Annotated in this window: 17 protein-coding genes; 10 read left to right on the forward strand and 7 right to left on the reverse strand. The window is 67.8% G+C overall.

The window, feature by feature from the left end; genetic code table 11:
* The first annotated feature begins 20 nt into the window (after positions 1-20).
* Positions 21-629, forward strand: coding sequence for a dTDP-4-dehydrorhamnose 3,5-epimerase family protein (locus tag ASF30_RS05985; protein ID WP_055902964.1), 609 nt, complete (start codon positions 21-23; stop codon positions 627-629).
* Positions 630-633: 4 nt separating this feature from the next.
* On the forward strand, positions 634-1,500 hold the full coding sequence (rfbA, locus tag ASF30_RS05990) for a glucose-1-phosphate thymidylyltransferase RfbA (protein WP_055902968.1): 867 nt from the start codon (positions 634-636) through the stop codon (positions 1,498-1,500).
* Between the two features lie 68 nt (positions 1,501-1,568).
* On the opposite strand, the gene ASF30_RS05995 is transcribed toward rfbA, so the two are convergent.
* The 3 genes from ASF30_RS05995 to ASF30_RS06005 are packed head-to-tail and all read right to left on the reverse strand — an operon-like array spanning position 1,569 to position 4,454.
* Entirely contained in the window at positions 1,569-2,528 is a 960-nt protein-coding gene (locus ASF30_RS05995) for an NAD-dependent epimerase/dehydratase family protein (RefSeq protein WP_055903316.1), read from the reverse strand.
* Positions 2,525-3,541 carry a glycosyltransferase gene (locus tag ASF30_RS06000; protein ID WP_055903319.1) on the reverse strand — a complete coding sequence of 339 codons (1,017 nt, stop codon included), beginning with the start codon at positions 3,539-3,541 and terminating at the stop codon, positions 2,525-2,527. The genes ASF30_RS05995 and ASF30_RS06000 overlap by 4 nt, the downstream gene beginning before the upstream one ends.
* A gap of 49 nt (positions 3,542-3,590) precedes the next feature.
* Positions 3,591-4,454: a glycosyltransferase family 2 protein gene (locus tag ASF30_RS06005; RefSeq protein ID WP_055903329.1), complete on the reverse strand. Its 864-nt coding sequence runs from the start codon at positions 4,452-4,454 to the stop codon at positions 3,591-3,593.
* Positions 4,455-4,532: 78 nt separating this feature from the next.
* On the opposite strand from ASF30_RS06005, the gene ASF30_RS06010 reads away from it, so the two are divergent.
* From ASF30_RS06010 to ASF30_RS06020, 3 genes are all read left to right on the forward strand, one after another.
* Complete coding sequence (locus ASF30_RS06010) at positions 4,533-6,737, forward strand: hypothetical protein (RefSeq protein WP_055903331.1); 2,205 nt, start codon at positions 4,533-4,535, stop codon at positions 6,735-6,737.
* Positions 6,738-6,841: 104 nt separating this feature from the next.
* Complete coding sequence (gene glf, locus ASF30_RS06015) at positions 6,842-7,996, forward strand: UDP-galactopyranose mutase (RefSeq protein WP_055903334.1); 1,155 nt, start codon at positions 6,842-6,844, stop codon at positions 7,994-7,996.
* A 49-nt stretch (positions 7,997-8,045) separates the two neighbouring features.
* Positions 8,046-10,034, forward strand: coding sequence for a glycosyltransferase (locus ASF30_RS06020; protein ID WP_055903337.1), 1,989 nt, complete (start codon positions 8,046-8,048; stop codon positions 10,032-10,034).
* A gap of 31 nt (positions 10,035-10,065) precedes the next feature.
* Here ASF30_RS06020 and ASF30_RS06025 read toward each other — a convergent pair whose 3' ends face one another.
* The gene (locus tag ASF30_RS06025; RefSeq protein ID WP_055903343.1) at positions 10,066-11,331 is read right to left on the reverse strand and encodes a hypothetical protein; all 1,266 of its coding nucleotides are present in this window, start codon (positions 11,329-11,331) and stop codon (positions 10,066-10,068) included.
* Between the two features lie 174 nt (positions 11,332-11,505).
* On the opposite strand from ASF30_RS06025, the gene ASF30_RS06030 reads away from it, so the two are divergent.
* The 3 genes from ASF30_RS06030 (at position 11,506) to ASF30_RS06040 (ending at position 14,997) form a co-directional block, all read left to right on the forward strand.
* Complete coding sequence (locus ASF30_RS06030; RefSeq protein WP_055903345.1) at positions 11,506-12,156, forward strand: class I SAM-dependent methyltransferase; 651 nt, start codon at positions 11,506-11,508, stop codon at positions 12,154-12,156.
* A gap of 118 nt (positions 12,157-12,274) precedes the next feature.
* A complete protein-coding gene (locus tag ASF30_RS06035; RefSeq protein WP_055903347.1) occupies positions 12,275-14,101 on the forward strand; it encodes a hypothetical protein in 1,827 nt (608 codons plus the stop codon).
* A gap of 131 nt (positions 14,102-14,232) precedes the next feature.
* Positions 14,233-14,997, forward strand: a complete 765-nt coding sequence (locus tag ASF30_RS06040) for an HAD-IIB family hydrolase (protein ID WP_055903350.1) — start codon at positions 14,233-14,235, stop codon at positions 14,995-14,997.
* 30 nt (positions 14,998-15,027) lie between these two features.
* Here ASF30_RS06040 and ASF30_RS06045 read toward each other — a convergent pair whose 3' ends face one another.
* Both ASF30_RS06045 and ASF30_RS06050 read right to left on the reverse strand, forming a co-directional pair.
* Positions 15,028-16,260, reverse strand: coding sequence for an O-antigen ligase family protein (locus ASF30_RS06045; RefSeq protein WP_235480283.1), 1,233 nt, complete (start codon positions 16,258-16,260; stop codon positions 15,028-15,030).
* A gap of 75 nt (positions 16,261-16,335) precedes the next feature.
* Positions 16,336-17,691: an O-antigen ligase family protein gene (locus tag ASF30_RS06050; RefSeq protein ID WP_082467512.1), complete on the reverse strand. Its 1,356-nt coding sequence runs from the start codon at positions 17,689-17,691 to the stop codon at positions 16,336-16,338.
* A 121-nt stretch (positions 17,692-17,812) separates the two neighbouring features.
* On the opposite strand from ASF30_RS06050, the gene ASF30_RS06055 reads away from it, so the two are divergent.
* On the forward strand, positions 17,813-19,363 hold the full coding sequence (locus tag ASF30_RS06055) for a class I SAM-dependent methyltransferase (RefSeq protein ID WP_162240727.1): 1,551 nt from the start codon (positions 17,813-17,815) through the stop codon (positions 19,361-19,363).
* Positions 19,360-19,623, forward strand: a complete 264-nt coding sequence (locus tag ASF30_RS06060; RefSeq protein WP_055903359.1) for a DUF6752 domain-containing protein — start codon at positions 19,360-19,362, stop codon at positions 19,621-19,623. The genes ASF30_RS06055 and ASF30_RS06060 overlap by 4 nt, the downstream gene beginning before the upstream one ends.
* Here ASF30_RS06060 and ASF30_RS06065 read toward each other — a convergent pair.
* Complete coding sequence (locus ASF30_RS06065; RefSeq protein WP_055903363.1) at positions 19,620-21,008, reverse strand: bifunctional cytidylyltransferase/SDR family oxidoreductase; 1,389 nt, start codon at positions 21,006-21,008, stop codon at positions 19,620-19,622. The two genes, ASF30_RS06060 and ASF30_RS06065, sit on opposite strands and share 4 nt — an antisense overlap.
* Positions 21,009-21,100: the final 92 nt, after the last annotated feature.

Genomic DNA, 21,100 nt, shown 5'->3' on the forward strand with positions numbered 1-21,100 from the left:
CGATTGACTAGACTTCTCGGGTGCAGATCCGAGAACTGAAGATCCCCGACAGCTACGAGATCACCCCGAAGCAGTTCGGGGACGACCGCGGGGTCTTCCTCGAGTGGTACCGGTTCGACCGTCTCGAGGAGACCATCGGACACCCGCTCTCTCTCGCTCAGGCGAACACCTCGGTCTCGAAGCGCGGCGTCGTGCGAGGCATCCACTTCGCCGACGTCCCACCGAGCCAGGCGAAGTACGTCACGGCGACCCATGGCTCCGTGATCGACTTCGTCATCGACATCCGCGTGGGCTCCCCGACCTTCGGACAGTGGGATTCCGTGCTGCTCGACGATGTCGACCGCCGCGCGATCTACATCTCCGAGGGGCTCGGACACTGCTTCGTGGCGCTCAGCGACGACGCCACGGTCAGCTATCTCGTGACCTCTCCGTTCAATGCCCCGCGGGAACACGGCATCGACCCCCTCGATCCCGAGGTCGCCCTGGACTTCGGCATCGACCGCGAGGCGCTCCTCCTCTCGCCGAAGGACACCGATGCCCCGAGCCTCGCCGAGGCGTCGGCATCCGGCCTGCTCCCCACCTGGGATGAAGCGCGGGCCTACTACGACTCACTGAACAAGGGAAACTGACACGATGCGCGGCATCATCCTCGCCGGGGGATCCGGCACCCGACTGTGGCCCATCACCAAGGGCATCTCGAAGCAGCTCATGCCCATCTTCGACAAGCCGATGATCTACTACCCGCTGTCCACGCTCATGATGGCCGGCATCAACGAGGTGCTGATCATCACCACGCCCGAGTACAACGCCCAGTTCAAGGCCCTGCTCGGCGACGGCACGAGCCTCGGAATGACCATCGAGTACGCCGTCCAGCCGTCACCCGACGGGCTGGCGCAGGCCTTCATCATCGGCGAGGAGTTCATCGGGGACGAGTCCGTGGCGCTGGTGCTCGGTGACAACATCTTCCACGGCGCCGGCCTGGGAACCGCACTGCAGGCCAACACCGACATCGACGGCGCCCGCATCTTCGCGTACCACGTCGCCGATCCGACGGCCTACGGCGTGGTCGAGTTCGACGAGGACTTCTCCGCGCTCTCCATCGAGGAGAAGCCCGCCGCCCCGAAGAGCAACTACGCGGTACCCGGCCTCTACTTCTACGACAACGACATCGTCGGCATCGCCAAGACGATCGAGCCGAGCCCTCGTGGCGAGCTGGAGATCAGCACCGTCAACGAACGCTACCTGCAGCTGGGCAGGCTCAGCGTGCAGGTTCTCGACCGCGGGACGGCCTGGCTCGACACGGGGACATTCGAGTCGATGATGCAGGCGAGCGACTACGTGCGCGTCATCGAGGAGCGACAGGGCTTCAAGATCGGCTGCATCGAGGAGATCGCCTGGCGCGCCGGGTGGATCGACGACGAGCAGCTCGCCGAGCTGGCGGCACCCCTCGTCAAGAGCGGCTACGGCGCCTACCTGCAGCGGCTGCTCGCCGATCGCTGACCGACGGATCCGCGTCCGCGAGTCTCTGAACGACCCGATAGCCGACCGACCGCGTGACGGGCGGCGGATCAGCGGGCTGCCTGCATCCCGAGCTTCAGATCCTCGATCGTCGCGTGGATCCCGGCGGGCAGCGGCATCAGCGATCTGACGTCGAGATCGGGCCAGACCACGCTGCGTACGCGCAGGTCGTGGGCCTGCAGCGCCGAGGCGGCGTTGGAGCCCAGCATGGCGTGCGGCTTGCCCTTGGAGATCAGGCGGAAGTAGCCGAGCAGGTCGGCGATGGTCACGGACTGCCCGGACGCGATGATCTTCGTGGTCACCCCGGGGGTGGTGGCGAGTCTGGCGACGCAGTCGATCACCAGGTCGGCGCAGTCCAGGACGAAGATGTAGTCGCGCAGGGTGTCGAGCGAGACGTAGATCGACGCGGGCTGGGGAGTGAGCTGGGCGCGGGCGAGGTGCGAGATCAGCCCCTGCATCTTGTCGAGGCTCTGTCCCGGTCCGTAGAGGTTCGCGATCCGTCCGATGAGCACGGGAACGCCGGAGCGCTCGCCGAATCCCCGGACGAGCTCCTCGGCCTCGAGCTTGAAGTGCCCGTACGGAGCCAGGGGCCGCGGGGGAGTGTTCTCGTCGAATGGCGGATGCTCGGAGCCGCCGTAGACGCCACCGGCCGACGAGGCATAGAACAGCGCGCCGGATCGCGGATCGAGCCCGCGGGAGCCGGCCGACTCGAGTTCGCGCAGGGCGACGTCGAGCTGGTGGAGTTCGGCGTCGAGCGCTTCGCGGGGCGAGTTCGTGACGGCGGCGCCGGCCGCCCACACGACGGCCCACTCGTCGCCTTCCGGGCCGGCGGCCACAGCGGCTGCGAGCCCATCGAGGGTGGAGGCCACGGCAGCCGCGAACGCGGCCGGATCGCTCCAGGGGAGCGGGCGCGCGTCGGCGACAGACCAGCCCGGCCGAGCCCGCAGGCGCTCGACGACTCCTCGACCGAGAAGTCCCCGGGCGCCGACGACCCAGACGTGTCGGGTCACGGACGACCGGCGGGGCGGCGGCCCAGCGGACCCGCCGCCGGATCGCTGGTGATCAGGTACGGCGGGCGGCCCATCGCCATGTTCACGTTGATCCCGATGTACTCGGCGATCACTCCGAGTGAGAAGAGGATCGCGCCCGAGCTCAACAGGATCACGACCATGGTGGACGCCCAGCCCTCGATGGCGACGTCGCCGAACAGTCGCTGGATCAGCACGACCACGGCGACGAGAGCGCCGAAGGCCGCGAAGATGATGCCGAGGAGGGCGACGAAGCGCAGCCCGCGGGTACCGCTCGAGAGGATCATGCGGAGGAAGTGGGCGAACAGCCGTCGGCCGGTGTATCCGGAGCGGCGTCCGCCCTCCTCGCGCAGTTCGACGGGGGAGGTGGCCACACGTCCGGCCACCCAGCCGAGGGCCACGTCGAGGTAGACGCCGGAACCCGAGTAGGCCGCGACGCTGCGCCCGACGCTGCCGAGCACCAGCCGGAAGCTCTGGTAGTCGGTGGCCCCGGTGGTGCCGGTGAACCACTCGAGGACCTTCTTGGCGCTGCGCGATGCGACGTTGCGCAGCGCTCCGTGCGGGGCCTCGTTCGTCGGCTTCGCATAGACCAGTGATGCCTGCTCGCGCATGGCGGTGTCGAGCAGGCCGCCGATGGCCGCCGGATCGTGCTGGCCGTCCTCGTCGAGGGTGACGATCCAGTCCGAGCCGGCGGAGGCCATGCCCGCGAGTGTCGCCGCGTGCTGGCCGAAGTTGCGCGACAACCAGACCGACCGCACGTAGTCGTACTGCTCGGCCAGTTCGCGCATGACGCGGTCGGAGGCGTCAGGGCCGTTGTCGTAGACGAAGAGCACCTCGGACACGACGAAGCGGTGTCCGTCGGCGGTCTGCTGCGTCGACGTGAGGGGTTCGATCTCCGTCAGCAGGCCGGGAAGAGTGCGTTCCCCGCCGTAGACGGGGATGACGATCGAGACTGTGTGGTCGGCCTGAGGCGCGGGAGTCTGGCCGGTGTTCACGGAACGCGAATCTATCACAGCGCCCCGTCGCGGAATCGGTGCCCGGCCATCAGACGATGCTCTCGCCGGTTCCGGCGTTCGAGCGCGACATGCGCCGTCCGAGGTACACGTAAGTGAGCTGCCTCGCCCTGGCCATCGCTCGCGCCCTCAGGTTCCCGACGCGCCGATCCGACGCCCGGATGACATTGGGATGCTCTGCGGCGAGCCAGTCGTGGAAGGCCATGGTCTGCCCGGCCTGGTCCTTCACCAGGCGGACGCTCCACTGGCTCGCCGACACCCGGAACGCGGCGAGAGGTTCGTCCACCGCGACGAAGTCGCCGGTGAGGAGGACCCGCGTGTAGCTCGCCTGGTCGATGAGGTAGGGGAAGCGCGAGTCCCACCATCCGACGTTCTCGAGGGAGTCCCGCCGCATCAGCACGCAGGCCGGTTCTCCGAAGATGTTGGTCCCGTTGCGCACGCTCTTCCGGATCGCGACGGACCCCGGATGCAGTCCCTTGAGTCCGGCGAGGCCGCGCCCCCTGATGAACGGCTCGCCGTCGGCGTCGACGATGTCGCGTCGTGACGCCGCGAGCACGGCTGACGGGTTCGCTTCGAGGGCGTCGACCTGGCGAGCGATGAGGTCGGGGTAGATGATGTCGTCGCCGCAGACCAGCTTGATGTACGTGCCTGTCGCCGCCTCGCTGACGCGGTTCCAGTTGCGCAGGGCGCCACCACCGGCATCCGTCGACAACAGGGTGACGCGGGGATCGTCGGCGAAGAGTCGCATCACCTCGAGGGTGCGGTCGCTCGAGGCGTGATCGGCGATGATCACCTCGAGCGGAGAGTAGGACTGGCCGAGCACCGAACGGACGGTCTGCTCGAGGTACTCGTCGTTGTTGTAGGCGGGAATGACGACGGAGACGAGTGGCTTCACACCTCAATTGTGACGCATGCCGGTGGACGCGGCGCCCGGCTGCACCGCCGGTCGAGCGCGATGGGCGATAATTCTCTGATGCGATCCCGATTGTGGTGGCCAGTGGCCGCCGTTGCCACGGCCATCCTCGGGGCGATGATTCCGCTCGTCTTCGACCCCCGGTTCTACTTCGTCGACGACACCCAGTCCGGTGCCATGGGCCAGTGGTACGAGATCGGCGCCCGCTTCCTCGCCGGCGACTGGTCGCTCATCGCGCCGACGGTCTGGCAGTCCGGCAACTACCTCGCCGAGGGAGCATGGGGCATCTTCAGCCCGCCGCTGTGGCTGATCGGCGCCGGGATGCACCTGGCCACCGACGCCGTCGTGTACATGACGGCCGTCAAGCTGGTCTTCATCGGCATCGCCGCCTTCGGCGTCTGGCTGCTCGCACGCACCTTCGGGGCGAAGGAGTCGTGGGCGGCCGTCGCGGCCGTTGCAGTGCCCCTCACGGGATTCACGCTCTACATCGATGCCGCATCGTGGGTCAACGGGTTCATGGCCTGGGCCATCTGGCCCCTCGCCTGGGCCCTGACGAGGCGAGCCGTGTTCCAGGCGAAGTCGCCGATCCTCCCGCTCCTGGCCTTCATGGGGCTGATCGGGATCGGCTACGTTCACGCGACCCTGATGCTGGCGGCCGTGCTGGCCGCGACCATCGTCGAGGCGTTCCTCCAGAAGCACCGCCCCACGATCGTCCGCGCCTTCGCCGCCGCGACGCTCGCCGGCCTGTTCGCCGTGATCGTGCACCTGCCCGGTCTGCTCGTCGCGCCGGTCACGGGGCGCGCATCCGGGATCGGCAACTCGGGCCTGCTGACGGTGAGCCTCAACGGACTCGCGGCCTCATCGACGCCGGTCGGAAGCCCGTGGATGAAGTTCTTCAGCGGGCTCGACGCCCCTGGCGCGCCGATCCTCTACATCGCCTGGTTCCTTCCCCTTCTCGCCTTCGTCGACTGGCGCACCCTGGTCGCAGTGCTCCGCTCCCGCGTCAGCATCGTCATCGTGCTGGCGATCGCGCTCCTCGCCGTGCTGCTGCCCAGCGACTTCGGCCCGCTGCGCTTCCCGGTGCGGTTGATGCCGTACCTGTCGGCGTCGATCCTGGTCATCCTGGCCATCGCGCTCTCCCTCGCCCCCGCGCTGAGGCTCGGACGCGCGCGCCTCGGGGCAGCCGCGGCCGTCACGGTCGGATCCGCCTACTTCGCGTTCTCGGCGGCACCGCAGTACTGGAAGTGGATCGCCGTCGTCACGGTGGTGTCGATCGCCATGCTCTACGTGGTCTACCGCCTGCTCGGCGGCGGCCGCCGCAGCGAGAACCCGGCCAGGCGGAACGCACCGGCCCTGGTGGCCGTCGTCGTCATCGGCACGACCGTGGCACTGCTCGTTCCGCAGCACCACATCACTGGGTCCTCTCCGCTCCCCGACTACGGCAACCCGTCGCTGATCGCCGACTACAAGACGCAGTACACCGATGCCGTCGGTGACGTGATCGTCGTCGGCGGCGTGCGCAACGGGGACGAGCATCCGGAGTACTGGGCCGAGACCCTGATGGCGAACATGTTCTACATCAACGACGCCAGCGTGCAGAACGCCTATTCCGCCGTCTACTACCCGGCCTACCAGTCCGGTCTCTGCATGCAGTACAACGGCTCGACCTGCGGCGAGCTGTTCGAGAAGCTGTTCGAGGTGCAGCCCCAGACGGGCAAGACCCTGGTCGACCTCATCGGCGTGAGCACGATCCAGCTGGTGAAGGCGATCGTCCCCGAGGAGACGCGCGACGAGATCCCCGACGGCTGGCATGTCGCCGAGGACACCGAGCTCACCCGACTCCTCGTGCGCGACGAGCCCGTCGCGCCGGCGGGAGGCGTGGTCTGGTCGTCCGACGGCACAACGGTGACCCAGCTCTCCGAGGACGCGATGGGAGCATCCTTCCGCGTGGACAGCGTGGGATCGGACGGCGGCACCGTGGCGCTCAGCCGCATCCCCTGGCCCGGCTATGAGGTCGAGGGCGCGACGCTCACGAAGGACCCGGTCGAACCGTTCCTGCTCGGCGTTCACGTCGAACCCGGGTCGGAGGGCACCGTCGTCCACGTCTCCTATCACGCGCCCGGTTACCCGGTCGAGCTCGCCGCCGGCGCGCTGATCGTGCTGATCGGCGCAGCGTGGGCCGTCCTCCGGCGCCTCCGCCGTCGGGACGCCGCGAACGGTCCGTTCGATCGGCTGGTGGCCGGAACCCGCGCCACGGCCGACTGAGGCGGCATCCGCCGAGCCCATTGAGGCGCCGGGCAGGCGGGGAAGTTAGAGTAGTCAATCGGCCCCGAACTCGTGGCGGCCTTTGCGAGCAGGAGAAGTACTTCATGACAGACGTCGACCTGGTAGTCGTCGGATCCGGATTCTTCGGGCTCACCGTCGCGGAGCGTTGCGCCAACGAACTCGGCCTGCGGGTCCTCGTCATCGACCGACGGGACCACATCGGCGGCAACGCGTACAGCGAGAACGACGAGGCCACCGGCATCGAGGTGCACCGCTACGGCGCCCACCTGTTCCACACCTCGAACAAGACGGTCTGGGACTACGTCAACCGATTCACGACCTTCACCGAGTACGTGCACCGGGTGTACACGAACCACAAGGGCGAGGTCTACCCGCTGCCGATCAACCTCGGCACCATCAACCAGTTCTTCCGCTCCGCTCACGGCCCGGTCGCAGCGCAGGAGCTCGTCGCGTCGCAGGCAGCCGAGCACGACACCCGCGAGGCGGCCAACCTGGAGGAGAAGGGCATCTCCCTGATCGGGCGCCCCCTCTACGAGGCCTTCATCCGCGACTACACCTCGAAGCAGTGGCAGACTCCGGCGACCGAGCTTCCCGCCGAGATCATCAGCCGCCTTCCCGTGCGCTACACCTACGACAATCGCTACTTCAACGACACCTACGAGGGCCTGCCGACCGACGGCTACACCGCGTGGATCGAGCGGATGGCCGACAACCCGCTCATCGAGGTTCGGCTCTCGACCGACTTCTTCGACGAGTCGCAGCCGATCAACAAGAAGGCGATCGCCGGCAGGATCCCGGTGGTCTACACGGGTCCGGTCGACCAGTACTTCGACAACCAGCTCGGCGAGCTCTCCTGGCGCACACTGGACTTCGAGCGCGAGGTGCTGCCCATCCGCGACTACCAGGGGACCTCGGTGATGAACTACGCCGACCTCGACGTGCCGTACACGCGCATCCACGAGTTCCGCCACTTCCACCCCGAGCGCGAGTACCCGGCCGACAAGACCGTCATCATGCGCGAGTTCTCCCGATTCGCGGAGAAGGGCGACGAGCCGTACTACCCGGTGAACACCCCGGACGACCGCGAGAAGCTGCTCGGCTACCGCGAACTGGCGAAGTCGGAGGACGGCGTCTACTTCGGCGGACGCCTCGGCACCTACCAATACCTCGACATGCACATGGCGATCGGCTCGGCGCTCTCGATGTACGAGAACCAGCTCAAGCCCGCGCTCGGCTGATCAGCCGATCCGCACACCGACCCACCGCCCCGAGGGAGCACCACAGGCAATGACCGAGTCGACACCGATCGAGGAGCGCGCCGTCCTGCAGCGCGTCATCTTCCCCGCGAACGCCGACCCCCAGGCACTGCCGCTCTACCTCGACCCCGAGGTCTGGACCTGGGATCGCCGATCGGAGAGCGAGGCCGACAGGCTCGCGAAGATCCGCGGCGTCTTCATCGAGGGTGCGGATCGGGACCCCGTCAGGCTCACCAACCGCAACGGCATGGCCTGGCTTCGGGGTCGCCGAGGCCTGGAGATCCCGTCGTTCCGCACCGTGTCGCTCGCCAGCTACTTCAACGCGTTCCCCGCCAGCTACTGGAACGCCTGGACGAGCCTCAGCGGTGTCGACCTGCGGATCAGCACGCAGGGCACTGGAACCGTCATCGTCTACCGCTCCAACGCGCGCGGCGTCATCCAGCGCGTCGACGACCTCACTGTCGCCGGGGACCACACCGGGACATTCCACCTGCCGTTCGCGTCGTTCATCGACGGCGGATGGCTGTGGTTCGACCTCGTGTCGGGGGAGGAGCCGCTCACCCTCGTCCAGGCGGACTGGCTGGCGCCGGAGGGCGCGACGCCCCGGGTCGACGGAACCGCGACGGTGTCGATCACCACGCTCAACCGCGGCGACTACTGCACCAAGCTGCTCTGGGAGATCGGCGAGGACAAGGAGGTGCTCGCGCACCTCGACCGCCTGACAGTCGTCGACCAGGGCTCGGAGCGCATCCTCGAGAACGCCGGCTACCCGCTGGCGGAGAACAGCCTCGAAGGCAAGCTGCGCGTCATCGAGCAGGCCAACCTCGGCGGCTCCGGCGGATTCTCCCGCGGCATGATCGAGACCGTGCAGGCCGGCGAGTCCGACTACATCATCCTGCTCGACGACGACGTCGAGGTGGAGCCCGAGAGCATCCGTCGCGCCGTGACGTTCGCGAACTACTCCACCAAGCCCGCGATCGTCGGCGGCCACATGCTCGACATGTACGACAAGGCGAAGCTGCACGCCTTCGCCGAGGGCATCCGCTGGAAGCCGTTCATCTGGGGTCCCTTCACGCCGGCTCGTCACGACTTCGGCGAGTCGAACCTGCGGCAGACGTCGTGGCTGCACCGCCGGTTCGACGTCGACTACAACGGATGGTGGATGTCGCTCATCCCCGTCGAGGTCATCAAGCAGGTCGGCCTGTCGCTCCCCGTCTTCATCAAATGGGACGACGCCGAGTTCTCGCTCCGCGCGCGCGAAGCCGGCTACCCGACCGTGAGTCTCCCCGGGGCCGCGGTCTGGCACGTCTCCTGGGTGGACAAGGATGACTCGCACGACTGGCAGGCGTTCTTCCACGCCAGGAATCGACTCGTCGCCGCCCTGCTGCACTCGCCGTACAAGCGTGGCGGCTCGCTCTGGCGGGCGAACCTCTCGACTGACCTCAAGAACCTGCTCACCATGGACTACTACACCGTGGCGATGCGCCTCGAGGCCGTGAAGAACATCTTCGACGGGCCCGACCAGCTGCACGCCGACATGGTGGACCGCCTGCCCCGCGTGCGGGCCATGGCCTCGACGTACACCGAGGGCAAGCTCATCCGCGAGACGAGCGACCTGCCGCACTTCCCGGCGCGCGAGATCATGTCGGTCACCACGGGCCGTGCCGATCCGGGCCCGCGTGGGCTCGGCCTGCTGGTCTGGCTCGCCCAGCAGTCCCTCAAGCACGCCTTCACGACGCCGAGCGCCTCGTCGAGGCAACGACCTGACGCACACCTGTCGTACCAGGATGCTCGCTGGTTCGAGGTCCCCGACCACGACAGCGTTCTGATAACCAATGCGGAGGGATCGGGCGCGACCTGGCACCTGCGCAACCCGCGCCTCTTCCGGAAGCTGCTGGTGCAGTCGGTCAGAGCGAACCTGCGTTACCGCCGGGAGTGGGCGGAACTCAGTTCCCGCTACCGGAAGGCCCTGCCGGAGATCACGTCCATCGAGGCCTGGAAGCGCACGACAGGGGCCTGACGGCTCCTCGCCGCGCGTCCGTGCAGCGCGCTCAGGCGCGGCGGCGCTCGAGCAGAGGCAGCCCGACCGCCTGCACGAGCAGGCCGCAGACGGGGCCGACGATGAGGGCCAGAGTCGTCCTCGCCTCCAATTCGAGCGGCAGCAGCAGGCAGCCGATCGTGACGAGGGCGGCCACGACCCATCCGGCCGTGAACAGGCCGTGGCGCGAGCGCGAGAGGGTGGCCGGGGCGGTGATGCAGAGCGCGCCCAGCGCCGTCGACGATGCCGCCAACACGGCGATGAGGGAGCCGTCGATGGGCGGCTCCTCTGGGAAGAGCAGGGCGAAGACAGCCGGTCCGAGGGTCCAGCCCGCGACGACGAGGACGGCGCCGACGGCGAGCACCACCCCCTCGAGCCGCAGCAGCAGGCCCCAGAAGTGCGCCGTGCCGCGGAACAGGACGACGAGGTAGCTCTGCAGCGCGAGTCCCACCACGATGAGCGGGGCACGCACGAGGGTGGCGAGCAGGATGATCGTGCCGAGCCGGTCGGGATCGGCATCCGGTGATGTCACTCCGAGCAGGAACGGGAAGCCGCTGACCAAGAGGCCCATCCCCGTCGCTGCGAGCACAGTGCGTGCGACGTTCCACACGAGCTGCCGGTAGCCGACGTCGAGTTGCGTGCGTTGCACCAGGCGACGTCCTGCGGCGAGCCAGATGACGACGAAGGTGGTCGGGAACGGGATCGCCACGGCCCAGGCCAGCGCGACCTGATCCGTCGTGACGACCAGGGTTCCGGCGATGAGGATCAGGCGGAGCGTGCCCTCCATCAGGATCACCCAGAACACCCCACGCCAATGCGCGGAGCCGTACAGCGTGCCCGTCAGCACTGTGAGCAGCACGTAGGACGCGCCGCCGACGGCCAACGGCCACACCATCGCCCAGCCCTGCTCAGGGAAGACGGCATCAGCCCAGAACAGCGCCGAGACCACGACGATGACGAACACCAGCAGCGAGGTGGCCAGCGCGAACGGCAGCGCACGGGCGAGACGACTCCGGGGCGGCACCGCAGCGGCATCAGCGGGCCCGGTGGCCCTCGTGACCTCCTGCTGGATTCCCGAGAGTCCGGCGGCGAGCAGGAAGGTGAACGACCAGTAGATGGCGAAGGTGGTGTACGCCGCCGTGCCGATGACGAATGGAACCAGCCAGGTGATGACGTACCCGGCGACGCCGACCACGGCCGTCGCGACCAGCACCGGGGTGAAGCCGCCGCGCGACGTCGACTCAGGGTCGGCGGACGGGTACTCCTCGATGTCTGACACGTGCAACTCCGTTCGCGGCGGCATCCGGAAGCCGCACCACCGCCTGTCGTCAGAGGGTGGGGCCGACTGCGTCGACCAGCGACAATCCTATGCGGCCACCTACGCCGGGCCCGCTCGGAGCCGGCCGCCGTCGACGCATCCACCTGCCAGATCCAGGCGCTGTATGGTCGTGACATGAGCTCCGGACCGACCGGAAGGGCAACGCCGCCCTTCGACAGCCCGACCGCCCCCTCGACCCGCGACAGTGCCTACACCGATCGACTCGTGGCCAAGCAGACGGCCACCTGGAAGCGCGTGCTGAATGTCCAGGCGCCGTACAGGTGGAACCTTCGCCGGCTCGACCTCGGCTTCGTCCTGGACATCGGATGCGGCATCGGTCGGAACCTCCAGCACCTCGGCAGCGGAGTGGGCGTCGACCACAATGCCGACTCGATCTCCGTCGTGCGCGAGCGGGGCTTTCCGGGATTCACGCCTGAGGAGTTCCACGCATCGGAGTTCGCCGTCGCCGGTCGCTTCGACTCCCTGCTGCTCTCGCACGTGCTCGAGCACATGGACGCGGCGACAGGACGAGCCCTCCTGGCCGAATACCTGCCGTACCTGCGCCCCGGGGGCCGGGTCTGCGTGATCACCCCGCAGGAGCGCGGCTACGCCTCCGACGCCACCCACGAGCTGTTCGTCGACTTCGCGGGGATCGAGGAGGTCTTCGCCGACCTCGGCCTGGAGCCCGTGCGGCAGTACTCGTTCCCCTTCCCCCGCTGGGCGGGGCGGGCCTTCATCTACAACGAGTTCATCGCCGTCGCCGTTTCACGACGGGCCGGAGACTGACAGGACCCTCCGTATCCGATCGGGTACTCTGACGGGGCGCCCCCCGATCGGGGACGCACACAACGGCGTTGGCACCATCTCTCGCCTGCGAACGCCCGTGAGAAGGGCGTCAGTCACTGTGGCAGGAACCAACCCCGAGCGTCGGATCTCCATCTGGGCGACGGTCGGAGTCATCGCCTCGGTCATGGTCGCCTCTCTCGCCCTGTCGCTGGGCCCGCTGGTCGCGCGCGCCGGATGGCGCTTCGACCTGTTGCGCAACTACTTCTCCTACGACCAGTGGGGCTACCTGTCCATCGTCCGGAACTACGCCGATGGACTGTTCTCCGCGGTCGAGCCCGACACCCAGACCGGGAGCAACTTCTACCCGCACGCGTACTACGCCTTCCTCGGCCTCGTCGCCCGGGTGACCGGCGCCGATTCCATCGTGGTGTGGAACATCGTCGGCATCGCGTTGCAGACGGTGCTCGTCGGATTCCTCGCGATGGTGCTGATCGTGCGCTGGCGGCGCCCGTTGCTCGGCCTGCTGGCCGTGATCCCCTTCATCATCGGCACCTTCGCGTGGTTGGACGGAGGCGCCTGGTTCACCCAGCTGCAGTCGCACGCCGTGCTCTGGGGACCCTTCGCGATGTTCTACACGCTCAACGGCGAGGCGGCATCCGTGGCCATCGCGGGTATGGCGCTGCTGACGATCCTGGCCGTCTGGATCGGTCCGACATCTCGTCGGCTCCGGATGTGGGGCACCCTGCTGGCCGCGATCGCCATCGGTGCGCTCGGCAACGTGCAGACCTACTCGTTCATCACGGCGGTCTATCTGGCCGTCTACGTGCTGGCCGTGTACGCCATCGTGTCGAGGCGTCGGTGGAAGACCGCCATCGTGTCAGTGGTGCTCGTCCCCGTGCTGTTCCTCACCGGCGGGACGGTCTTCGCCGTCGGCGGGCAACTGCCGACCCTGGTCTTCGGGCTGCTGCCTGCGATTCCCGGCCTGATAGCGATCATCATCGACTCCCGGGGGTTCGTCGCCGTGTGCGGCGCCGCCGCCGCGCTCGCTGCGTCGCCGCAGGTCGTGATGACTGCCATCGGGATCATCTCGAAGGACCCGTTCCTCACGTTCAGGGTCGACTCGAACGTCGCCCTGGGCCTCGGCGTGCGTGCCGGACTGCTGGCGAGCGTCGTGCTGATCCTTCCGCTGGTCGCCGTGGCCGTCGCCGGCATCGTGGCACGTCGCCCGCTGTGGAGCGCCTACGGCATCGGAGCGATGGCGGCCTGGTTCGTGCTCGCCTCGAACGACCGGTGGGGCGCGAACGCCGAGCCGTACCGCATCTGGATCGATGCGTTCACCCTGATCGCCCTCACGATCCTCCCGGTGATCGTCGACGTCGTCATCGGGCTGAGGCGACGGGCGGCCGAGACGGAGTCGGAGTCGCCGTCGCGCGCCCGAGCCCTGCGCGTGACCGTCAGCGTCGTGGTGACCGTCACCGCACTCGTCGCCGCAGGCTCGGCGATCGATGTGCTGCGGTTCAGCCAGGACGCGACCATGCACACCCTCGAGGCCTCGCGCACCCCGCGAGAGCTGGCGGCATCCGCCTTGGCATCGTCGACGGATGCGGCGAAGACCGGAGCCCTCATCGCCACCGACGGGTGCGTCGATCCGCGCTACCTGAAGGTCAACAGCGGCGGCCCCGTCGCCTTCTTCCACGTGGGCATGGCGTGGCCCGAGGACTACGTCGACGTCGGCGCCGTCGTCGACGGGCGGCAGGACGGCAGCTTCCCGGTCGCATCGGCCATCGCCGGGGGAGTGGGGTGGGTCATCACCGACTCCGAGTGCGCTGATGACTGGCCGACGCGATACGCCGACGACCTCGTGCTGCACTCGTCGCGCGACTACACGACGGACGATGGTGCGTCCGCACAGGTCCAGCTCTGGAGCATTCGCGGCGATGGCTGAACACGCGCGCGGCTGTGCTTCGGAGACGGCTCCTCTCGGCGCCGGAATCGCGCCGAATAGACTCATCACGACTCGACGGACCCGACTCCGTTCGCACACACCCGACTTCGTCCCATGAAAGGGCATCCGCCATGTCTCTGCCCCTCCTTGTCGCGTTCGACCTCGACGACACCCTCGCGCCCTCGAAATCGCCCGTCGATCCGCGAATGGCGGATCTGCTCGTGAGACTGCTCGCAGCCACGGAGGTGTGCATCATCTCCGGCGGCCAGATCGGCCAGTTCCGGATGCAGGTGCTCGACAACCTGCCCATCGCCGACGAGGAGACCTTCGGTCGGCTGCATCTCATGCCCACCTGCGGCACCCAGTACTACCGGCGCCACGACGGCGAATGGGCCCAGGTCTACGCCGAGAACCTGACGACCGACGAGCGCGACCGAGCGCTCGAGGTCGTCGAGCGTGTCGCGAAGGGGCTCGGCTACTGGGAGAGCGAGACCTGGGGGCCGATCCTCGAGGACCGGGGCTCGCAGATCACCTTCTCGGCGCTCGGCCAGGCCGCCCCGGTCGCGGCCAAGGTGGCCTGGGACCCGACGGGGGAGAAGAAGGACGCGCTGCGGGATGCTGCTCAGGCGGAACTGCCCGACCTCGAGGTGCGCGGAGGCGGCTCGACCTCGGTCGACATCACCAGGCGCGGCATCGACAAGGCCTTCGGCATGAAGCGGCTCGCCGAGATCACCGGACTCTCCCTCGACGACATGCTGTTCGTGGGCGACAGGCTCGACCCGAACGGCAATGACTACCCGGTCAAGGCGTTGGGCGTCGAGTGCGTCTCGGTGCACGGCTGGGAGGACACCGCCGTGGTGATCGAGGACCTCCTCGCCGGCGCCTCCGCCAGCTGAAGCGGCGTCATCTCCGGCTGAGCGAGAGCGTCATTTCGGCGCGGGCTCCAACGGGACCGGATCGCGCTTCGGCAGCGCATCGCGCCAGCTCATGCTGCGTGACGCCTTGACGGAACAGATGACGAGCAGCATCCATCCGCTCTCGAAGAGCGCGGAACTCTCGGCCAACGACACCGTCGCGAGAGCCACGAGGATGAGCGCCGGCCAGACGTAGACGAGACTGCGCTTGTCGGAGGCGAGCAGCCAGGAGCGGACGAGCGCGAGACCGATGAGCGCCACGAAGGCGAAGAAGCCGACGATTCCGAGCTGGAACCAGACGTCGAGATAGGCGTTGAGGCCCGTGGAGTTGTCACGCCCTGTCGCGAGGTTCATCCAGAGGTACGGAACCGTGTCAGGCCAGGTGCCGACCCAGCCCCAGCCCTGCAGATTGTTGGGGCTGGCGTAGGCGGTCATGGAGCGCCACAGCCTGTAGCGCACCTCGAACTCGCTGCCGGCGTTCAGCATGTCGATCACGCGCGACTGGGCGACCCAGATCAGCACTCCGGTGACGGCGATGCCGGCGAGGATCACGAGTTGCCAGATCCAGCGGGATGCTGCACGTGCACGGCGCACGGCGAAGAGGGCGAGGGCGGCGGCGACGACGACGGCCACCACGCCGATCGCCACGGGGGAGCGGGACAGCAGGAGGCAGGCCGCGGCGATGAGCAGCGACCAGCGCCCGACGCGTCGGGGGACGGAGTTGGTGGCCATCTCCACCGCGAAGGTGATGAGCGCTATCACGGCGATGAAGCCGAGTTGGTTGCGGGTCCCGAACACACCCTGGATCGGACCGAGGTCGGCGATGTTCCCCTGCATCCGGAGGAAGGCGATCGGCTGGTCGATCAGCACTCCCGCGAAGACCTCGAGCACGAGTGAGACCACCAGGAGGATGCGCAGGGCGTCGCCGGCGGCGCGCACGATCTGGATGGTGTCGCGCAGGACGGCCACGTAGAAGCCGAGGAAGCCGAATCCGAGCATGTAGACGAGGCGCATGCCTGTCGCGATGGTGGTGTCGGTCCAGAAGATCGACAGCACGGCCCATCCGACGAAGACGATGACGGAGATGGGCAGTGTGCCATGCCACTCGAGGTGCGCGCGGCGGTACCAGAGCGACGCGAGGGCGCAGATGATGAGTCCGGCGAGGATGCTGATCAACCCGGGCCAGCCGATGAGTGAGCGGATCAGCTGGGTGCTGAAGGCGGTGAGGAAGATCGCCGTCGTCACGGCGGAGGCGAATACCGCGGAGCCCAGGAAGGTCCGGCCGCCCGGGGGGAGGAGGAATCGCCGCTCGGCCACGGGTCAGCGCACCCGTTCGCCGGAGGACGGCGTCGCGTCGTCAGACTGCCGATCTCCCGCGGCCTCGACGGGGGCGAACTGCGCGCGCTTCGTGATGATGCAGAAGGCGACGACGAGCATCCAGCCGCCCTCGTAGAGGATGCGGCTCTCGGCGAGGCTCTGGGCGAGGAGTGCGGCGAGGATGAGGAGCGGGAGCAGGGAGCGGGCGGTGTACGGCTGGTCGTCCGCGATCCCGACCCGGGGGCGATCGACGGCGGCGAACCAACTGCGCCACAGCGTCGAGGCGAGCAACGCCGTGAAGAGCACGAGTCCGATGATGCCGACCTGCAGCCAGACGTCGAGCCAGGCATTGTGGGCCTGGAGGTAGGTCACGCCCTTGCGCACGGCGAGGCCGTCGAAGGGCTCGACCCACGGTGCCCAGTAGCCCATCCATCCCCATCCAGCCACCGGCCGCTGCTGGGCCAGGCCGATCACGGCGTTCCAGATGTCGAATCGGCCCGTGAGGTCCTCGCTCTTGCCGAACACCTTAAGCAGTGCACCGTTCAGCGTGATGAGCAGGGTGATGACGACGACGACAGATGCCGCGGCCGTGATGTACATGGGCCGTCGCCGCTCCGCCCCCCGCGCCCGCGCCCAGAGGGCGAAGCCGAGCGCTGCAGCGACGACGACGAGGGCGAGAATGACCGTCGTCGAGCGGGTGAGGGCGAACACCAGACCCGCGACCGCGACCCAGAAGATCGCCCAGCCGCGGCGCACAGTGCCCTCGACGAGTTGCAAGACGAACACGATCAGGGCGATGAGCGCGATGAATCCGAGCAGGTTGCGGTTCCCGACGATGCCCTCGACGGGACCGCCGTCGAGCAGCAGTCCTCGCGACCAGTAGAACGCCTTCGGGTAGGGAGGCTCCCCGTAGTCGACCCAGAACGGCAGGACGGGTCCGCGCACCACGAACGCCACCCACGCCTCGAACAGGAGGGAGAGGACGAGCATCCACCGGAACGCCGCCGCGAGACTGCGGATGAGCTCTGCATATGTGAGGCAGAGGGCCAGGAAGACGCCGCAGACCGCCGTGCCCAGCTGGATGCCCACGCCGATGAGCGACGCAGCCGGGTAGAACGACCACGCGATCGACAGGGTGCAGAAGCCGACGAAGGCGACGAGTCCCTTGGGCACGCGGCGCCACTCCAGGCGCGGATGCAGGACCGCGATGGCGACGATGGCGCCGATGATGCAGAGTCCTGCGATGATGCCGAAGCCCCACCAGCCGAGCAGGTTCCGCCAGAACTGGCCACCGAACGCCGTGAAGACCGTGAGTGACGCGAGCAGGCGCAGGGGGAGCCTGCTGCGCGTTGATGCCATGCGATCAAGATTAGTCGGCGGTGGCGTCGGGGCATGAGCGCGGCCGGCCGAGTTCGGGCTGGCTGAGGCCGTCCTATAGTTGTGCATTGGAAGTGTCTGTGACTTGGGGGTACGTGTGGGCGTGAGCCTGGGACAACGCGGCGTCCACCTGTCGACAACCGACGCTGGGCGCCATCCCACGATCTCCGTCCTCATCGACGGTCATCGCGTCTGGTCGACGAAGACGACGGATGCCGTGGCCACGAGTCGGAGCGGCTCGATCATCCTCCCGTGGCCTCCCGCCCTCAGATCACGCCTGCACGGCACCTCCGAATTCGTCGTCATCGACACGGCGACCGAGCGTTCTCTGGCCCATCGGCGTCTTCGATTCGGAACGTCCGCGGCCCCCATCCTCGTCGCCGACAACTCCGGCCGACGTCTGTCGGTGAACAAATGGGGCAGGCTGTCGGCGACCTTCGACGGCGATTCGGCCGGGGACGTCCAGGCCAGAGTGCTGGAGAGCACCAAGGAGGTTATCCTCGCCCTCGAGTCCTTCGGCCTTCCGACGTTCATCGTCGGTGGGACCCTCCTCGGCGCTGTTCGCTCCGGCACCTTCCTGCCGAATGATGACGACGTCGACCTGGCGTACCTGAGCGATCACTCGCATCCGGCAGACCTCGTCCTGGAGAGCTTCACGCTCGAGAGGGAGCTCCAGTCCCGCGGCTTCGAGGTGCTCCGCCACAGCGGTGCCCACCTGCAGGTCCTGTTCCGGCTTCCCGACGGGGAGACCGACCACTACGTCGATATCTTCACCGCGTTCTTCAAGGGCGGGGAGTTCTTCGAGCCGATCCACATGCAGGCAGAGCTTCCCCGCGAGGCGATCCTGCCGCTGGGCACCCAACCCTTCGGTGGCGTCGAGCTCCCGGCGCCGGCCGACCCGGAAGCCTGGCTTGCCGCCTGTTACGGAGTCGACTGGGAGTCGCCCGATCCGTCGTTCAGATTCCGCACTCCGAAAGCAACCCGTCGTCGGTTCTACAACTGGTTCGGCGAGCACAGCCTTCACCGCAGCCTGTGGCTCGACGAGTACGCGGCCGCAGCAGCGAGTGCGACCCCCGATGCCAGCGAACAGGCACGGCGGTTCGCCGCGCGGCTTGCCCCGAACTCGCTCATCGTCGACGTGGGCTGCGGCGACGGCGTCGACGCTCGGTACTTCGCCTCACTCGGGCATCGGGTCATCGCATTCGACTACGTCTGGCCCGCGATCGAACGCGCGCGCCTCGCGGCAGCCGAAGCGGCCGTCGACGTCGACTTCCGGGTTCTCAACCTCGCCGACCGTCGCGACATGCTGAATCTCACCGTCGAGCTCCTCGCCGGTGACGATGCCGTCAACGTCTACCTGCGCCATGCCCTCGACGGCCTCGTCGACAGCGACAGGCTGACGGTGCTGGAGTTCGTCCGTCGAACCGGCGGTCCCGCATCGATAGCGATGCTGACGGCCTTCGGCGACTCCGCCGAGGGCTTCAGCCCCGTCGATCCCCTGAGCTGGCACGTTCCCATGCGGGACCTGCTTCGACTCGCCCTCGAGAACGACCTCGACCTCGACCTCGTCGAGACGGCCGCCGTGCAGACGCCCTATGGTGAACGAGTGGTGCTCGAGTCCATCCTGCGAAGAAGAGGTGCACGTCCATCATGAAAGACAGAATCAAGAAGCGCATGATCCGCACCGGCTGGAAGATGTCGCCCGACACGATGGCCGCCATGGAAGAGGTGCACGCCTTCCGCGAGGAGGTCGCCGCCCTGCGGAAGACCGTCGCCTCGCTGAAGCGCGAGATCGACGAGTCGCGCCGCGACAGCCTGCGCATCGCCGAACTCACGGATGTGGTCGTCGAGAAGCTGGCCGCATTCGAGCGTGCGTCCCAGGCCTCCCGTGATTCGGACGTCCCCGCCGTCTAAGCCTTGCCGCGCACGACGTTGATGACCTGACCGGTGAGGTCGGTCGTCAGGAGCTTGAGCGTGACGTTCGCCACCGTCTCCGCCTCGAGGAGGGTGCCTGCAGGCTCCTCGCCGAAGGCCTGCGTTCGCATGGGGGTGCTGGTGCGCTGCGGGTTGACGCAGTTGACCTTGACGCCGGCGTCCGCCCACTCGTCTGCGAGCGCCTGGGTCAGGTTCACGATGCCCGCCTTGGTCGCGGAGTACAGGCTGTAGCCGGCGCGACCGCGGGTGTAGGAACTCGACGTGAAGTAGACCAATTGGCCGTTCGTCTGCTCCAGGTAGCTGTAGGCCTCCTGGGCGATCTTGGCCGGCGCGGCCAGGTTGACGTCGAGGGTGCGACGCAGGTCGCGACGCTTCGTCTCGTTGAGAGGCGCGATCGAGAGGATGCCGGCAGTCACGATCACGTAGTCGATGCGTCCAGTCGCATCGAACGCCGTCGCCAGTGCGGCACGCACCGCCTTGCGCGAGGTGATGTCGGTGTTGGTGGTCGACCGGCTGAAAGCGAACACCTCGGCGCCGAACTCGCGGGCGGCGTCGACGATGCTGGCGCCGATCCCGTAGCTGGCACCGAGCACGACCATTGTCTTCCCGGCGAAGTCCTCGGGCGCCGGGGCGCCGGGGGACGAGAGATCCTCGGTCTGGAGTTGGAAGATCTTGTCTGCGATGTGGATGTCGAGAGGCTCGGTGACCTTCATGTTCTCCGGAGTGCCGTCCACGACGTAGATCGGGACCTCGGGCGTGTACTTGAACACCACGCCGCAGTCGTCCGTCGCCGCGAAATCGGGGTCGCCCTCGGCGATCGCGTAGGCACGGCGGATCGCCGAGATCCTGAAGGCCTGGGGAGTCTGGCCGCGCCTCAGGGTCGAGCGCACGGGGATCCCGGTGATGTGCCGATTCTCGTCGACCTCGATGATCGTGTCGGCCGAGAGAATGGCTGTGTCGACGGCCTCGTAGTTCTCGAGCGCGGCGACGCAGTCGGCGATGATGCGGTCATCGATGAACGGTCGCACGGCGTCGTGGAATATGACGTTGATCTCCTCATCGGCCGGAAGAGCCGCGAGAGCGAGCTGGGTCGTGTCATTTCGCGAATCGCCACCGGGGAGCACTGCGGTGAGCTTGTCGTACCGGGGGTCGTCGCGGATGTAGTCGAGCTCACGGATGCTGGCGGCGTTCATCATCACGATCACCTCGTCGATGAGGGGATTGTCGTTCAGCGTCTCCAGCGTGTGCTCGACGATCGCCTTTCCAGCGATGCGGATGAGTTGCTTGGGGATACCCAACCCGACGCGTACGCCGACGCCTCCGGCCAGTACAACTGCGACGTTCTTCGGTCCAACGGATGACACGTTGCGACTCCTCTCGTGTCTGGGTATGATCGCGGCGACGTCTGGCCGCGATGAGCCCGCGTTAGTCTATCCGCCGACGCGGAGGCCGCGTC

It is taken from the genome of Leifsonia sp. Leaf264 (assembly GCF_001422325.1).
Classification (GTDB): domain Bacteria; phylum Actinomycetota; class Actinomycetes; order Actinomycetales; family Microbacteriaceae; genus Orlajensenia.

What these genes read in the sequence shown, in the direction of transcription:
- ASF30_RS06030 (WP_055903345.1), top strand. Translation starts at nt 11,506, where the DNA reads ATGAGCTCCGGACCGACCGGAAGGGCAACGCCGCCCTTCGACAGCCCG.
- rfbA (WP_055902968.1), top strand. Translation starts at nt 634, where the DNA reads ATGCGCGGCATCATCCTCGCCGGGGGATCCGGCACCCGACTGTGGCCC.
- ASF30_RS06040 (WP_055903350.1), top strand. Translation starts at nt 14,233, where the DNA reads ATGTCTCTGCCCCTCCTTGTCGCGTTCGACCTCGACGACACCCTCGCG.
- ASF30_RS06010 (WP_055903331.1), top strand. Translation starts at nt 4,533, where the DNA reads ATGCGATCCCGATTGTGGTGGCCAGTGGCCGCCGTTGCCACGGCCATC.
- ASF30_RS06060 (WP_055903359.1), top strand. Translation starts at nt 19,360, where the DNA reads ATGAAAGACAGAATCAAGAAGCGCATGATCCGCACCGGCTGGAAGATG.
- ASF30_RS06050 (WP_082467512.1), bottom strand. Translation starts at nt 17,691, where the DNA reads ATGGCATCAACGCGCAGCAGGCTCCCCCTGCGCCTGCTCGCGTCACTC.
- ASF30_RS06020 (WP_055903337.1), top strand. Translation starts at nt 8,046, where the DNA reads ATGACCGAGTCGACACCGATCGAGGAGCGCGCCGTCCTGCAGCGCGTC.
- glf (WP_055903334.1), top strand. Translation starts at nt 6,842, where the DNA reads ATGACAGACGTCGACCTGGTAGTCGTCGGATCCGGATTCTTCGGGCTC.